Below are 15,081 nucleotides of genomic sequence, written 5' to 3'. Positions count from 1 at the left end.
AAATTATACTATATGGTTTATTACAAGTCAAAATTTCATTTCACAGTTTACTTATAATAATTTATCAGAAAAATAAATGTACATTTTTATTTTAAATCTGTCTTTATTCCAGTATTATAAAATAATCTGTACATTTATTTCAATTTTCATCTTTAATTTATAGAAGTAGAATTTCCAGCTGTATTACTAGTATTTGTAGTAGCATTTGCATTAACGTTTGTACTAGTATTATTAGAATTAACTGGACCTACTGCAGCATTTTCTGGTTCTGCTGTACTTCCATCAGCAGGAGGTGTTGTATCATTAGCTGGAGCAAGTGGTTTAGTTCCTTTCTTAACCACTACATCAACTTTAGCATAAGTGTCTCTAGAAACTATTTCTCTCTTAGTTTCTACACCATTTTCATATGTTATCTGATATGCAATTGTCTTATATCCAGTCATTCCTCCACCTTCATTAATCTCTTTCCCTTGTTCTAAAGTATTATCTTCAACAATCTTTGTTTCTGGTGGTAATGTTTCTAATATATCACTTGCCATATCGTAAGTTTTTCCATTTAATGCACTTGGATCCCCATATATGTTATATGTTACAACTTTTCCGCCTGTTATTCCTTGAATATAGATTGGGAAATCGTATGTATTTTTAAATTTATAATCTAAATATCCATATGCAACTGTTGCGTCTAATCCTGGTGTTGCATATCCAACAGACATAGAATGATTTGTTCTTTCAGTTGACCTTATGTTAGATCTCATAACTGCCCTATATAAAGTTGTTGAAACTTGGCATATACCCCCACCAATGCCAGGCTCTACTTTATTTCCAACGTATGTTCCTGCTTCTTTGAACCCTGCTTCTTCTGTTCTTGGACCAACTACCTCATTAAAGCTGAATACTTCTCCAGGCATAACAATTGTTCCGTTAATTTTTTTTGTTGCTAATTCTATATTACTGCATCTCCCTGGTGCTGAAGTACCATAACTTGTTGAGAATGATCCTATAACTCCATTTATTTTGGATAAATCTTCTGATGTAATCTCTGCTTTTGTCACTTCAGGCTCAACTACTACAGTTTCTTCAGAACCCACTATTCCATTTATAGCTTCTTTAAGTGTTGAATCAAGTTGATCTTCATTAATAGTTATACCATCTACTTCCGGTTCTACTGAAATATTTCCTCCTTTTATCAAAAGAGTAGCATTTTTAGGAGACTCGCTTACTTCATTTATTAAATTTTTTTCAAAATCTTTAAGTTTATCATCATTATAACTAAATTTCATTTCTATATCAGCTTTTTTCTTACCCTTAATAGCTGCATATTTATGTACTATTCCATATTCTTTCCCAAAATTATAAGCTTCATCAACTGTAGAATCTAAATCATAATCTGGATCTATATCTGAATAAACCAACTCAAATGTTTTATCTTGTACATTAATTTTAAGCTTTTTATCACTTATTGGACCAACAAGCTCTGACTTTAATTTTGCTTCCGCCTCTTCTTTAGTCATCCCTCCAATATCTATGTTTTGAACCATAACCCCTGGGTATATTTTATCATTCCATTTTTCAATAGCATTATTTACAGATATGTAGTAAGCTGACATCCCAGCTAATACAATTACTAATGCTGCACTAGAAATAAGTATCCCCTTTCTTCTAGCTGATTTCTTCTTGGAAATCCTAGTTTTTTTTTCATAACTACTTCTCACTAATTGCCTTCCCCTTCCAAAGAATTTATAAAAATATGTAAATTTATTAATACATAATTGATGACAATCTACACTGCTCTGCAAATTGCCATCAATACTACTATTATATCATATTCTACTTTATATATGATAGCGTGAATATCACATATAGTCTATCAATTTCTAGCTAACCTGTACCTTGGCTCTGATTTTTGAAGTCTCTCCATCATAATCAAATGCTTCTATAGTAACTGACAACTTATTTGGATTAACTTTACCTACTTCTTTTATAGTATAACTTGTCTTATCTTTATCTACTGTTCCTACCCATTCATTATTTAAGAATATATTATATCCAAGTAAATCTATGTTGGTGTTCTTATTCCAAGATACATATATTTTTCCTTTTTCCATTCTAGCTTTTAATCCACTTATTATATCTGGCTGAATTAACAAATCTATATTATCTGGTCCCCAATTTGCATCTACTGGGTTTCCAACACCTGTAACTTTCTGTCCTTCACTATACTGCCAAATTCTCCACCGTGTCCATCCTCCAATATCTGGCGGAATTCTTGGATTTATAGGAACATTTGTATACATAGCAATCCATAAAGGCATATTTTTTAGTGGATATCCTTTTCCTTTAATATAAAAATTATTATACAGTTCAATAAAAAATAATCCAGTATAAAGCATAAGTCTTCTTCTTGTCTTTTTTTCAAATCTCTTTCTAAACCTATCTATCCAATCAATAAGTGTTTTAGTTGAGATACTTTTATCAACTGGAGTCTCAATATCTAATACTGGAAGTAAATCTCCATAATCTTTTTCACCAAATCCACTTTGTAGTGTACTTATAAAATCATCACATTGCCTATCTGCATCAGTAAGATCATATGAAGGTACTCCAAAGTGATATGCCCCTACAGGTATTCCATAATTTCTAGCTTCTTTTGCATAATTTAAAAATTTTTTATCTACTCTGAATCTTCCTGATCCTGAACCAGAAGATCTTAAATATAAAAAATCTACTTTAGTTGCTATGATATTGAATTGTACACTTTGGGTATATTCATTTATATCTATTCCAAATAGACTTTTTGCATTTTTATTCTGCATAATGCCTCCAACTCAAAAATACTTTTCTACCATATAATTATTAATTTATAAATAAAAAAATTACTTATAATCTGGAAATATACTTTCCAAATTATAAGTAATTTTGTAAAACAGATTTTAAATTATCTACTAACTTTCATTGAATCTTCTATAATCATGTCTATTAATTCTGCAAATCCAATATTAAGAGCTGCAGCACTCTTTGGAATTAAGCTGTTCTTTGTCATTCCTGGTAATGTATTTACTTCTAATATATATGGAATTCCTTCTTTAGTTACTATCATATCTACTCTTGAATAAACTTCACACTTTAAAGCTTTATAAGTAGATAATGCCATTCTCTCTACTTCTGCATGTAATTCTTTTTCTAATTCAACAACAACTTCTTCTGCCCCACCATCATTATACTTTGATGCAAAATCAAAGAATTCTGCTTTAGGCCTTATTGCTATTACAGGAAGCATTTTATCTCCATATACAGGGCAAGTTATTTCATCACCCTTAATAAATTTTTCAATCATCACTTCTGAATCCCATTTAAATGCTTCTTTTACACAGTTTTCAATTTCTTTTTCTTCTTTTACTACAAATGTAGCAACACTTGATCCTCCATGAGTTGGTTTTACAACTACAGGATATCCTAATTCATTTATTTTTTCATAATCTATTTCATCATTCTTAGTTAAGTTAATCCAAGGTGCAGTTCTTATGTTTGATGCCTTAAGAATTGATTTAGTGACATCCTTATCCATACACATTCCACTACTTAATGGACCACATCCTGAATAAGGTATTCCAAGTGTTTGAAGTACTGATTGAACTGTTCCATCCTCACCAAATTGACCGTGTAATGCTAAAAGAGCAAAATCTATATCCTTAACTTTATTAATAATATCTTCTTTTTTATCTATTATAATTGATACAACTTCATATTTATCTTTATTAATATTTTCTACTATTGATCTTCCACTATTTAATGATATTTCTCTTTCAGATGAAATACCGCCCATTATTACTCCAACTTTCATTTATTAACTAACCTCCAAGCTTAAACTACATTTCATTATATTTATATATTAATAAAATAACTCTGTAAATGAAAGAACCACAATTAATTTAAATTTTATTAACCGTGGTTTTATTTTTAGTAATTCTATATAAAACTTATTCCTTTTGTATTGTTTTATAATATTTGCATAAATAATTTACTGGACACTGACTACATTTAGGATTTCTAGCAGTACAACATCTTCTTCCATGAAATATCAATACATGATGCATTAAAGTCCATTCTTTTTTAGGAAATTCTTTCTGCAACTGCTTTTCTACTTCTAGAACATTGTCTGAATCAGCAAGTCCCAGCCTATTAGATACTCTAAATACATGAGTATCCACAGCTATTGATGGAATGCCAAAAGCATTCGAAAGTACAACATTTGCAGTTTTTCTTCCCGCTCCTGCAAGAGACATTATTCCTTCCATAGTTTTAGGAACTTCTCCATTAAAATTTTCTTTAAGCTGTCTCACCATTAATATTAAATTCTTAGATTTATTTCTATATAAACCTATTTGCTTTATTCTTTCCTCTAATTCATCATTAGTTAGCTTTAAGAAAGAATCCACATCCGGATAATCTTTAAATAAAGTTTCTGTAACTTCATTAACTTTTTTATCTGTTGTTTGTGCTGATAATATAGTTGCTACTAATAATTGAAAAGGAGTTTTAAAATTTAATTCACACTGTGCATCTGGATATGTTTCTTTTAAAATCTCAGCGATTTTCTTTGTCCTTGCTTTCATATTTTTCTCCTTATTTATACACTCCTCTGTAACTTTCAGGCAGAAGTTTTGCTATACTTCTCATTAGTATATCCATACATTTATCTTCATATTCGTGTTTATCTTCTCCCTTTTCTCGTACAGGGAATTCAATTTTATTTCCTATATTTATAGTGACATCTGAATAATGCCACTTTTCTCCTCCCATATCTCCATTTTTACTTATAGGTAGAAGTTTTTCAGTTCCACTCATTCCAATAGGTATTATTTCCGCCTTTGCCATTCTTGCAAATAATAGTACACCTTTTTTTCCTTCTATCATAGCACCAGTTCTACTTCTTGTTCCTTCTGGAAATATTAATATATCACTACCATCTTTTAATGCCCTAACAACTTTAGTAATTGCCTCTTTATCTGCTGAATTCGGTGTAATAGTTATATTTTTAACAAGTTTTGTTCCTATTCTTGTTACCGGATCATCAGATAACTTCTTTCCAGCTATAAAATATGGGTCGCTTTTTTCTTTAAGAATCTTATTTAGTACAATACCATCCGAATTACTTAAATGGTTACACACAAATATCCTTGGCTTTTTAACTTCATCTATATTTTCTAATCCATTTACAGTTAAATTGGCATACTTATTTATATATCCATCTGTAAGCCTTTTAGCAAACTTTACAAGCATATCATCTGGTAATATTTTCAGAATCCTCACTACTATTGGAGATAACACCCTTATCCACTCCCTTTAAATGAATATTTATTATAATTAATTATGTAATATAATTATTGAAATCTAAATTACTCATAATATTATATATACTTTTATATTTAATTGCAATTAACAAGGCCATATCACGTTTTTAACACTTTATCTTATAATCAGTAATATTACCTCTATGCAGTATTCTATATGATATAATTGTAAAATATTTACTCTAACTTTACAATACATGTATCATAAAATATAAGTAACTTAATATTTATATTATTTTTTAATTATTCTATCTCTATATTCATTTAAATATGGTGATTCAAATTTAATTTTTTCTATTTCACCATCATTTAGATACAATGCCTTTCTTATCATTGTATTTCTTTTTAATACATTTTTTCCTCTCCAGCCACATGAAGTTTTTTTGAAAGTATCTTTAAATTCACTATTGCCCATATTTATTATAAAATCTTCATTATTTTCATTCATAAAATCCATGGCTTTAAATTCTTCTATAACTGAATTTTCAGCCTTTTCATTATAAGGACACTTAAGCTGGCAGCTGTCACAACCAAAAACTCTACCATCAAGCTTTTGGATTTCCCAGTCTTCAAGTTCTTTTTTTTGAGTAATATATGAAAGACATATATTACAATTTTTCATTTTTGGATTTATAGCTTTAGTTGGACATTCACTATAACATATATTACATTCACCACATTCTTTAAATAAGTCTATTTCATCAAATGTTCGTTTATCTTCATCATATATTTCTAAATCTGTTATGATTTCTGCTAAAAAAGTATATGAACCATGTTTTTCTGTTATAACTAAATTGTTTTTTCCTATAAATCCAACTCCTGAAATATAAGCAAGATATCTTTCAGGTAGTGAATTACTATCAACAAATCCCTTTGCTTTCCCACCATAACTTTCAATTATCTTACATATTTCATTTAAATATTTATTTACTACAAAATGATAATCTATTCCTCTTGTATATACTGAAAATCCATTTTGAATATTATTATTCACATAAAGATAGGGAAAAGCTATAGATATTATAGTTTTCCCCCCATCAAACCACTTATTTGCATCAATACGTAGTTCTAATTCACTTTCCTCAAACTCGTTTTCTAATTTTTTTTCTTTTCTATATTTAAAAAAGTCTTTTAACTCGTCAAATCTTCTTACTTTAATAAATCCTACTGAATCTATACCTAAAGAAAGGCAATAATTTATTATATCTTGTTTTACTCCCATGCTTTTTTCCTCTAAATAACCATATCATTAAATATTTTTCTTTTTCTACCTTGAATATCTTTTATTTCAATAATAGATGCCTTTGGTCTGTTTGGCAATATATTTTTTGCTCTAATTCCTACTGCTGTAGCTCCTTCTGGTACATTGTGAAGGACAACAGAATTTGCTCCTATTTTTGCATTATCTCCAACTTTAATTGGACCTAATACTTTTGCACCTGTTCCTATAAGAACATTATTTCCTATTGTAGGATGTCTTTTTCCAGTATGTTTTCCTGTTCCCCCAAGGGTTACTCCATGATATATAGTAACATTATCACCAATTTCTGCTGTTTCACCAATAACAACTCCCATTCCATGGTCAATAAATAGACCTTTTCCTATGGTTGCTCCCGGATGAATCTCTATACCTGTAAAAAATCGTGATATCTGTGATACTAACCTTGATAAAAAAAACATTTTATGCTTATAAAGAAAATGTGAACACCTATATGCTATTAAAGCATGAACGCATGGATATAATAATAATACTTCTATTTTACTTTTAGCTGCTGGATCTTCATTTAATATTCTTTGTAAATCATAATTTAATCTTTTAAACACAGCTATATTCTCTCCTCTCGTATAATTCAGCCTAATTTATACTAATCAAATAGTCCCATAGATATATATTTTTCTCCTCCATCTGGAGCCATTGCTAAAACCTTTTTACCTTTTCCAAGCTTTTTAGCTTCTTCAATTGCTGCATATATTGCAGCTCCTGCTGATATACCAACTAGCACACCTTCTTTATCTGCAAAAGCTTTAGCTGTATCAAATGCGTCTTTATCTTCTACTTTAATAATTTCATCTACAAATTCTTTTTCATAAATACTTGGAACAAAGCCTGCACCTATACCTTGTATTTTATGCGCTCCTGGATTTCCTCCACTTAATACTGGTGAAGTTGCTGGTTCAACTGCTATAGTTTTAATATTAGAATTTTTCTTTTTTAAACTTTTAGAAATTCCAATTACTGTTCCACCAGTACCAACACCAGCAACAAATGCATCTAAGTCTGGAATATCCTTATATATTTCTTCTGCAGTAGTAGCATAATGTTTTTCTGGGTTAGCTATATTTTCAAATTGTTGTGGTATAAAATATCCATCACCACTTCCAATTTCTAATGCTTTTTCAATGGCACCTTTCATTCCTTTAGCACCTTCTGTTAATACTAATTCAGCTCCATATGCCTTTATTAAATCTCTTCTTTCCTTACTCATTGTTTCAGGCATTACAATAATTACTTTATATCCTTTTAATTTTCCTATAAAAGCAAGTGCTATACCTGTATTTCCACTAGTAGGTTCTACAATTACAGATCCTTCCTTTAATAATCCTTCTTTTTCTGCTCTTTCTATCATTCCTAGTGCAGCTCTATCCTTAACACTTCCACCTGGATTAAACTTTTCTAATTTCACATAAACATCTGCAATATTTTCATCCTTAATTAAATTATTCACCTTTAAAATTGGTGTATTTCCTATTAAATCTAAAACTCCATTATAAATCATACCCATAATCCTCCTTGAATCTTATTTATATTAGTTGGTTCTAATTATTTTTATAAATATTAATTTTAAATCATAGTTCTTAAAAATCTTGTTGTATAAATTGTAATAATAAATTTATATGCTTTTAATCTAATGTAAATTATTTGTGCACTAATAATTTAAATTTATATAATAAAAAAACCTCATCTTCTATAATATCTATATTATAGAGACGAAGTAACATCCGCGGTTCCACTCTAATTAGGTTAAATAAACCTCACTTTAATTCAGCACTAACATGCAATATCACTATAACGGGTGAACCCGGAGAACCTTACTATAATTCAAGTTTCAACTCCAAAGGGCACTTCACATAAATTCCCACATGAAAAGATCTCAGCTTTCTTTTCTCTCTGTTAAGCTTCCTTTATGCTACTCTCCTTTTTCACAGCTTTTTAATTCTGAGTGTTTTGATAAACTTTATATATTTATTATATTCAAAATAAAAAAAAAGTCAACACTTTTACGATTTTTTTCATAAAGTGTTGACCACATATTTAATTTTTCTTTTTCCATAAAGGATATAAAAATTCATCTATTATATCATGAATTATTACTATCCCTACAAGCTTTTCTTCTTCATCTATTACAGGCACACAGTTTAAGTCATACTTAGCCACTGCTTCTATTGCCTCATTTATTTCATCTTCATGTCGCACATGTGTCACTGTAGTATCCATTATTTCTTTAATCTTAGTATTAGTATCATATATTATTAAATCTCTTATAGGTACTACCCCTTCAATTTTATCTTCTTCATTTGTAATATATATATAATACATAACTTCTTCATCTGGTTTCATTTCTTTTAATAGATCTATTGCATCTCCAACAGTTATATCCAAATTAACAGAAATAAAATCCTTACTCATTATACTACCAACAGTTTCATCTTCGTACTGTAAAAGTTCTTTTACTTCATCTGCATCTTCTTTTTCTAGATTTATAAGAATTTTTTCTCTTTCTTCTTCATCTAGATCATCAAGCAAATCCGCAATCTCATCACTAGGCATATTTTCAAGTACTTCAACTGCCTTACTGTCAGATAATTCTTTTATTATAGCTCCCTTATATTCAGAATCTATTTCTTCAAGAGTATCTGCTGCTAAATCTTCATCTAATGATTCCAAAACTTGCTTTCTTGAGTTAGTATCAAGATTTTCTAATATATCTGCCAAATCTGCAGGATGCATCTTTGATAATTTCTTATAAGGTACAGAAATTTTTAAGTTGTTATCTACCATTTCAACAGACTCAACATCGTCCCATCTTAAAACAGTATCTTCAGTACTCTTTCCTAATATCTTATAAATAACTTTCATAAAACCAGCAATACCTAATCTTCTGTAATGTGCAAAAGTTCCTATTTCAACTCCTACGACTCTATACTCACCTGCAATAAGTGCAATTCTTAAATCATTAACACGTACAACCTGCTTTCCATTAATATCTACTATTTTTTTATCTAGTAGATTTTCTGAAAGAAGATAAGTATATCTCATAGGAAGTATTTCTTTACTCCCTTTAGTTCTTATCTTTACTTTTCCATCTTTTTCTATAAACTCTATATATCTGAATTCGTAATGAAAAGTAACTCCATCTTTTTTTAATTTATATCCAATTACTCTTGGATATCCTTCCTCTGTAGTTACATACACATCTTTCAAAGTTCCCAAAACATCATTAAATTCGTCATAAACCTTCCTATTTAAGATATTTGTATATAGAAACATGGTTAATTTCTTCATAAAGATTCCTCCTACTTCTACACAGAGAGAAGCAGGTTAAATTAAAGTTTAACTAATATATTAATTGAGACTAATGATTGATAAATGGCTTCTCTCTGATAAATATTTAATTTTTTTCGTATGATATTTACTATTCTGAGGTCCACCCTCCATCATTTACACTCCTTTTAACTCAAAAAATTAATAGCAACTTAAAAATATGCTCATATAAAAGCAGTTTTTTAATAAATCACGTATATTTTTCTAAATAACGTAATTTGCCTCTTATTTATTATATTACATACATTATAAAAGGCAATAATATTTTCTATACTTAATATTATATTTTTATATTTAACTATTGCTTATTTTTTTGGAATACATACCACTCATTATTGTTTGTAAACTAATTATGCTTATGTTAATATACATTAAGACTCAAAATTTAATATTCATATTTTTTTAAATATTTTTAGTAAATTTATAGTTTTTGGATAAAGCAAAAAGTTATTAAATATACAAATTAGAAATTGTTTTTTTAATTTTAGTAAATACTACTTACTATTTTAATTTTAAAAACTTTATTCTAAAATCTTTAAGAATTGGAGTAATTATATATATGAAACTTTGTAAAGAATTTTTACCTATAAGCAAAGAAGATATGCGTGATAGAGGCATAGATCAATTAGATTTTATAATAGTTTCTGGGGATGCTTATGTAGACCATCCTTCATTTGGAACTGCAATAATAGGAAGAACTCTTGAATCTCAAGGATTTTCAGTAGGTGTAATAGCACAGCCAGACTGGCATAGTGCTGAAGACTTCAAAAAACTTGGAAGACCTAAATATGGATTCCTTGTTAACTCTGGAAATATAGATTCAATGGTTAACCATTATACAACTGCTAAAAAAGTAAGAAGAGATGACTTATACTCTCCTGGTGGAGAAGCAGGACATAGACCAGATAGAGCTCTTATTGTTTATTGTAATAGGATAAGAGAAGCATTTAAAGATGTTCCAATAGCTATTGGTGGAATTGAAGCAAGTTTAAGAAGATTTGCTCACTATGATTACTGGGATAATAAAGTAAGAAGAAGTATCCTTGTAGACTGTAAGGCAGATTTATTAATGTATGGAATGGGTGAAAAAACTGTAACCCAAATTGCAGATATGCTTAGATATGGAGCAAACATAAAGAATATAACAAATATACGTGGAACATGCTATATGACTAATGATATTTCTAACATTAAAGATGCTGTTATAGTTCCATCTTTTGAAGAAGTATCTACAGACAAAAAAGCTTACAATGAAGCTTATAGACTTCAATATTATGAACAAGACTCTATTATAGGTAAAACTATAATACAAAAGCATGGTGATAGATATTTAGTTCAAAATAGACCTCAAGAAGATTTAACACAAGAAGAAATGGATATGGCATATGACCTTCCTTATACTAGAACTTATCATCCTATATATGAAGAAAAAGGTGGAATTCCAGCTATTCAAGAAGTTAAATTTTCAATTATCAGCCATAGAGGCTGTTTTGGTTCATGTTCATTTTGTGCATTAACATTCCACCAAGGAAGAGTTATACAAAATAGAAGCCAGGAATCTATAATTAATGAAGCAAAGCTATTAACAACATTACCTGATTTTAAAGGATACATTCACGATGTTGGTGGACCAACTGCTGACTTTAGACATAGAGCATGTAAGAAACAAGAAGTATATGGTACTTGTAAAGGAAAGCAATGTATGTTCCCAGAGCCTTGTAAAAATATTATAATAGACCATACTGAATATTTATCTTTATTAAAGAAAGTTAGAAATCTTCCAGGGGTAAAAAAAGTATTCGTACGTTCTGGTATAAGATATGACTATCTAATTCACGATAAAAATGAAGCATTCTTCCATGAATTATGCGAACATCATATAAGCGGTCAATTAAAAGTTGCTCCTGAACATGTAGTTCCTAAAGTATTAAACCAAATGGGTAAACCATCAAGAGAAGTTTACGATAGATTTGTAAAAAGATATTTTGAAATAAACAAGAAACTAAATAAAAAACAATACTTAGTTCCTTATTTAATGTCTTCTCATCCTGGTTCAGATTTAGATGCAGCTATAGAACTTGCACAATACATAAAACAAATGGGATATACTCCTGAGCAAGTTCAAGATTTCTACCCTACTCCTGGTAGTCTTTCTACTACTATTTATTATACTGGAGTTAATCCACTTACAGGAGAAGAGGTGTATACTCCAAAAACTCAAGAAGAAAAGGATATGCAAAGAGCATTAATCCAGTTTGCTGTACCTAAAAACTACAACAAAGTAAAAAAAGCTTTAATTAAAGCTCATAGAGAAGATTTAATCGGAAACGGTAAAGATTGTCTAATTGGATTTGCTCCTGGTAAAACTGGTTACCAAGGAAAACATAAAAATAATAAATCAAAAAATAATTCTAGCAGTAAATCAGATACATCTAAAAATTCTTCAGATAGACATTCAAATAGAAGTAAAAAAGCGTCAAACTCAAAACCATCAAGAAATTCTAGTAAAAGAAATTCTAATAAGAGACGTACAACTTATTAATATATAAAATAACTAAGGATAAACTGTTAATTGATATTTTCAAACAGTTTATTCTTTATTTTTTACTTTATTATACGATAATTGTAATGTGTAGCTCCCATACTTCCATATATCTGTAATTTTTTCATTTTTTGTAGCAAATATCTTTATATTAGTAATAAATAAGTTATCATATAAATATGCAAAAATAATAGGACAAGCATTATTTTTAAAATATATTTATGGTTTTAAAGTGAGGGAATATATGAAAAAAAATATCTATATAATGTTAAGCCAGACTAATACAGGCTGTTCAAGAATACTTCAATTTTTTACTCGTGCTCCTTATAATCATGCTTCAATTGCATTAGATGAAAACTTGGACTTTCTGTATAGTTTTGCACGTCAAAATTTATACATTCCGTTGATTGCTGGCTTTGTAAAAGAAGATATTAATAGTGGAATTTATAAAATACAAGATAATACTTTATGTGAAATTTATCGTCTATCAATTACTGAAGAACAGTATGATATTTTAGAAAAATCAATTCAAAAATTTAAAGATAACGAAAATAAATATCGTTATAATTTTGCTGGACTTGTCGCTATGCTTTTTAATATTCCTTTTGAAAGACAATATCACTATGTATGTTCACAATTTGTTGCTTATGTTCTCAAAGAGGCCAAAGTAGTAGAATTTGAAAAGCACTTTACTTTAATGAGACCTTATGATTTTAAATCTATTTCTGGATTAGATCTCATATACTCTGGCAAATTATCTGAATATAGTTCGTAATAAAAAATTAACAGTTAACAAATTACGATATCATAAAACTTTCACAAAATTGTTAACTGTTATTCTTTCTTAAAAACTACTCAATTCTCTTTAATTTTTCAAATCCATTCAATACGAAATTAATAATTATTAAGAAGATCAGTTCACCAATAACTGAGTATGGAAATACCTTTATTCCTCCTAATATAATTACTTCTTCTAACATAACTACTACAATTGAAACTATTATAAACCATATTCCTGTTTTATTTGCATAAGGTTTATCTAATAGTACTACATTTAAAACCATCATAATTCCCATAAGAATTAATGATAATAAATACATCTCCGTTTCTTTGCTTATATTTACTATAAACCCATATATCTGACTTACTTCTATAGTTAATTTAGATACTTTTATTATATAAATATATATCAAAACTACTATACCCATTACTATATAGCTTCCTGTAAATTTTAATATTTCAGACCTTAAATAAACATAGGTTATGGCTAAAACAATTAACGGCATAGTTATATGATTTAAATATATTATAGGTTTAAGATAATATATTATATTACTACTTTGAAGTATACATAGCATGAAAAGACCTATATGTCTTAATAAAAATAATGTAATTACAAATGTTAAATATATCTTTATCTTCTTAGGTGATACTTCTAAATTTCTTTTTAACGTAAAAAAGGATAAAAAAATTATAAGTAACAAAAATATATAATATGCAAAGTTCATGAAAGTTTTCACTCCAATCATATTCCTGTTACTTATATGTATTAAATTAATTATTCTTTTATACCTAAAAGTTTGATTCCACCTTTTACACATTGAATTCTAAGTGGAAAATCTGGTCCTTTTTCTCCATCTATATCTGTTACTATATCTTCATAGGATTCAACATACAAATCATCTGTTTTAAAGAAAATAACCTTATTAGAATCTAAATGCTCTCCCTTTAAAAGTTTAATAAATAGAGGTAATATTTCAATTATAGGTACTGCTTTAAATATAATTACATCTAGTTTTCCATCTGTAATTTCAGCTCGCGTTGCTAAATTAAGGTTTCCAGCAGTTTTTCCATTAAAAACAAGTAATAAATACATTTCGCCATCATAAGTACATTCTTTTGATGTAATCTTTACTTTTAACTTTCTAAAGTTTGGCAACTCCTCTAAACCTTTTAAATAATATGCAGCCTTACCAATTATATTTTTTAAATTAACATCTGTTTTTTGTGATACATCTGTAAATAACCCTGTACTTGCTACATTTATAAAATACTTATCATTTATTTTACCTACATCTGCTAATATAGGTTTTGAATCCAAAATTTGCTTACATGCTTCTTGTATATCCGCAGGCATATTGATAAACTTTCCAAAATCATTTGCAGTCCCAACTGGTAATATTCCTATTGGAAGGTCTATGTTTCTATTTTCCATGGCATTGACTACTGAATCCACAGTTCCATCTCCACCAGCTATTAATATATAAGCATATGTTTCATCAACTATATCTAATGCTTCTTCTAAGTTCCTTCCTCTTTGAATTCTATATGGAACTATAGTTAGTCCAACTTCCTGGTGCATTTTAACTATACTATCTAATTCGCTTATTATACTATTTTCTCCTGAATATGGATTGTATATAAATCTTACCTTTTTCAAAATATAAATCTACCTCCTAACATAGAAATATCTTTTAAAATTACATATCACAAATATATGAAAAATATATTACTCCAAATTTCATTTAAATACAACATAAAAAGTATTATAGCATTATATTTTCTAAGTGTCGAGATTTTAG

13 protein-coding genes and 1 other annotated feature are annotated in these 15,081 nt (G+C 28.5%); of the genes, 2 read left to right on the top strand and 11 right to left on the bottom strand.

What is annotated here, in order from left to right:
* Positions 1 to 152: 152 nt before the first annotated feature.
* The 9 genes from HF850_RS03550 to HF850_RS03510 all read right to left on the bottom strand — a co-directional run bounded on the left by HF850_RS03550 (position 153) and on the right by HF850_RS03510 (position 9,918).
* Entirely contained in the window at positions 153 to 1,715 is a 1,563-nt protein-coding gene (locus HF850_RS03550; protein WP_347564396.1) for a VanW family protein, read from the bottom strand.
* Positions 1,716 to 1,877: 162 nt separating this feature from the next.
* Entirely contained in the window at positions 1,878 to 2,816 is a 939-nt protein-coding gene (locus tag HF850_RS03545; RefSeq protein WP_169104104.1) for a glycoside hydrolase family 25 protein, read from the bottom strand.
* 122 nt (positions 2,817 to 2,938) lie between these two features.
* Positions 2,939 to 3,844, bottom strand: coding sequence for a D-alanine--D-alanine ligase (locus tag HF850_RS03540; RefSeq protein ID WP_169104103.1), 906 nt, complete (start codon positions 3,842 to 3,844; stop codon positions 2,939 to 2,941).
* Between the two features lie 136 nt (positions 3,845 to 3,980).
* Positions 3,981 to 4,616 (bottom strand): endonuclease III, encoded by a 636-nt coding sequence (gene nth, locus HF850_RS03535; protein ID WP_169104102.1) that lies wholly within the window; start codon positions 4,614 to 4,616, stop codon positions 3,981 to 3,983.
* A 10-nt stretch (positions 4,617 to 4,626) separates the two neighbouring features.
* Positions 4,627 to 5,331 (bottom strand): lysophospholipid acyltransferase family protein, encoded by a 705-nt coding sequence (locus HF850_RS03530; RefSeq protein WP_169104101.1) that lies wholly within the window; start codon positions 5,329 to 5,331, stop codon positions 4,627 to 4,629.
* 255 nt (positions 5,332 to 5,586) lie between these two features.
* On the bottom strand, positions 5,587 to 6,576 hold the full coding sequence (gene queG, locus HF850_RS03525) for a tRNA epoxyqueuosine(34) reductase QueG (RefSeq protein ID WP_169104100.1): 990 nt from the start codon (positions 6,574 to 6,576) through the stop codon (positions 5,587 to 5,589).
* 11 nt (positions 6,577 to 6,587) lie between these two features.
* Positions 6,588 to 7,178: a serine O-acetyltransferase EpsC gene (gene epsC / locus HF850_RS03520; protein ID WP_169104099.1), complete on the bottom strand. Its 591-nt coding sequence runs from the start codon at positions 7,176 to 7,178 to the stop codon at positions 6,588 to 6,590.
* Positions 7,179 to 7,219: 41 nt separating this feature from the next.
* Positions 7,220 to 8,131 carry a cysteine synthase A gene (gene cysK, locus HF850_RS03515; RefSeq protein WP_169104098.1) on the bottom strand — a complete coding sequence of 304 codons (912 nt, stop codon included), beginning with the start codon at positions 8,129 to 8,131 and terminating at the stop codon, positions 7,220 to 7,222.
* Positions 8,132 to 8,335: 204 nt separating this feature from the next.
* Positions 8,336 to 8,568: a binding site (T-box leader), on the bottom strand.
* Between the two features lie 99 nt (positions 8,569 to 8,667).
* On the bottom strand, positions 8,668 to 9,918 hold the full coding sequence (locus HF850_RS03510; RefSeq protein ID WP_169104097.1) for a CBS domain-containing protein: 1,251 nt from the start codon (positions 9,916 to 9,918) through the stop codon (positions 8,668 to 8,670).
* A 598-nt stretch (positions 9,919 to 10,516) separates the two neighbouring features.
* Here HF850_RS03510 and HF850_RS03505 point away from each other — a divergent pair.
* Together HF850_RS03505 and HF850_RS03500 are read left to right on the top strand one after the other, a co-directional pair.
* Positions 10,517 to 12,499, top strand: coding sequence for a YgiQ family radical SAM protein (locus HF850_RS03505; RefSeq protein WP_169104096.1), 1,983 nt, complete (start codon positions 10,517 to 10,519; stop codon positions 12,497 to 12,499).
* Positions 12,500 to 12,764: 265 nt separating this feature from the next.
* The gene (locus HF850_RS03500; RefSeq protein WP_243159392.1) at positions 12,765 to 13,274 is read left to right on the top strand and encodes a hypothetical protein; all 510 of its coding nucleotides are present in this window, start codon (positions 12,765 to 12,767) and stop codon (positions 13,272 to 13,274) included.
* Between the two features lie 76 nt (positions 13,275 to 13,350).
* Here the strand turns inward: HF850_RS03500 and HF850_RS03495 are convergent, their stop codons facing one another.
* Both HF850_RS03495 and HF850_RS03490 read right to left on the bottom strand, forming a co-directional pair.
* Positions 13,351 to 14,007 carry a hypothetical protein gene (locus HF850_RS03495; RefSeq protein WP_169104095.1) on the bottom strand — a complete coding sequence of 219 codons (657 nt, stop codon included), beginning with the start codon at positions 14,005 to 14,007 and terminating at the stop codon, positions 13,351 to 13,353.
* A 50-nt stretch (positions 14,008 to 14,057) separates the two neighbouring features.
* The gene (locus HF850_RS03490) at positions 14,058 to 14,939 is read right to left on the bottom strand and encodes a YegS/Rv2252/BmrU family lipid kinase (protein WP_169104094.1); all 882 of its coding nucleotides are present in this window, start codon (positions 14,937 to 14,939) and stop codon (positions 14,058 to 14,060) included.
* Positions 14,940 to 15,081: the final 142 nt, after the last annotated feature.

The organism is Clostridium sp. SM-530-WT-3G (genome assembly GCF_012843905.1).
Taxonomy (GTDB): Bacteria; Bacillota; Clostridia; order Clostridiales; family Clostridiaceae; genus Clostridium.
Note: the sequence above shows the minus strand (reverse complement) of the source record. Positions and strands in the feature narration are given on the sequence as shown.

Coding starts and splice junctions, on each gene's coding strand:
- HF850_RS03545 (WP_169104104.1), bottom strand. CDS start 2,816: ATGCAGAATAAAAATGCAAAAAGTCTATTTGGAATAGATATAAATGAA.
- HF850_RS03540 (WP_169104103.1), bottom strand. CDS start 3,844: ATGAAAGTTGGAGTAATAATGGGCGGTATTTCATCTGAAAGAGAAATA.
- nth (WP_169104102.1), bottom strand. CDS start 4,616: ATGAAAGCAAGGACAAAGAAAATCGCTGAGATTTTAAAAGAAACATAT.
- queG (WP_169104100.1), bottom strand. CDS start 6,576: ATGGGAGTAAAACAAGATATAATAAATTATTGCCTTTCTTTAGGTATA.
- cysK (WP_169104098.1), bottom strand. CDS start 8,131: ATGATTTATAATGGAGTTTTAGATTTAATAGGAAATACACCAATTTTA.
- HF850_RS03510 (WP_169104097.1), bottom strand. CDS start 9,918: ATGAAGAAATTAACCATGTTTCTATATACAAATATCTTAAATAGGAAG.
- HF850_RS03505 (WP_169104096.1), top strand. CDS start 10,517: ATGAAACTTTGTAAAGAATTTTTACCTATAAGCAAAGAAGATATGCGT.
- HF850_RS03500 (WP_243159392.1), top strand. CDS start 12,765: ATGTTAAGCCAGACTAATACAGGCTGTTCAAGAATACTTCAATTTTTT.
- HF850_RS03495 (WP_169104095.1), bottom strand. CDS start 14,007: ATGAACTTTGCATATTATATATTTTTGTTACTTATAATTTTTTTATCC.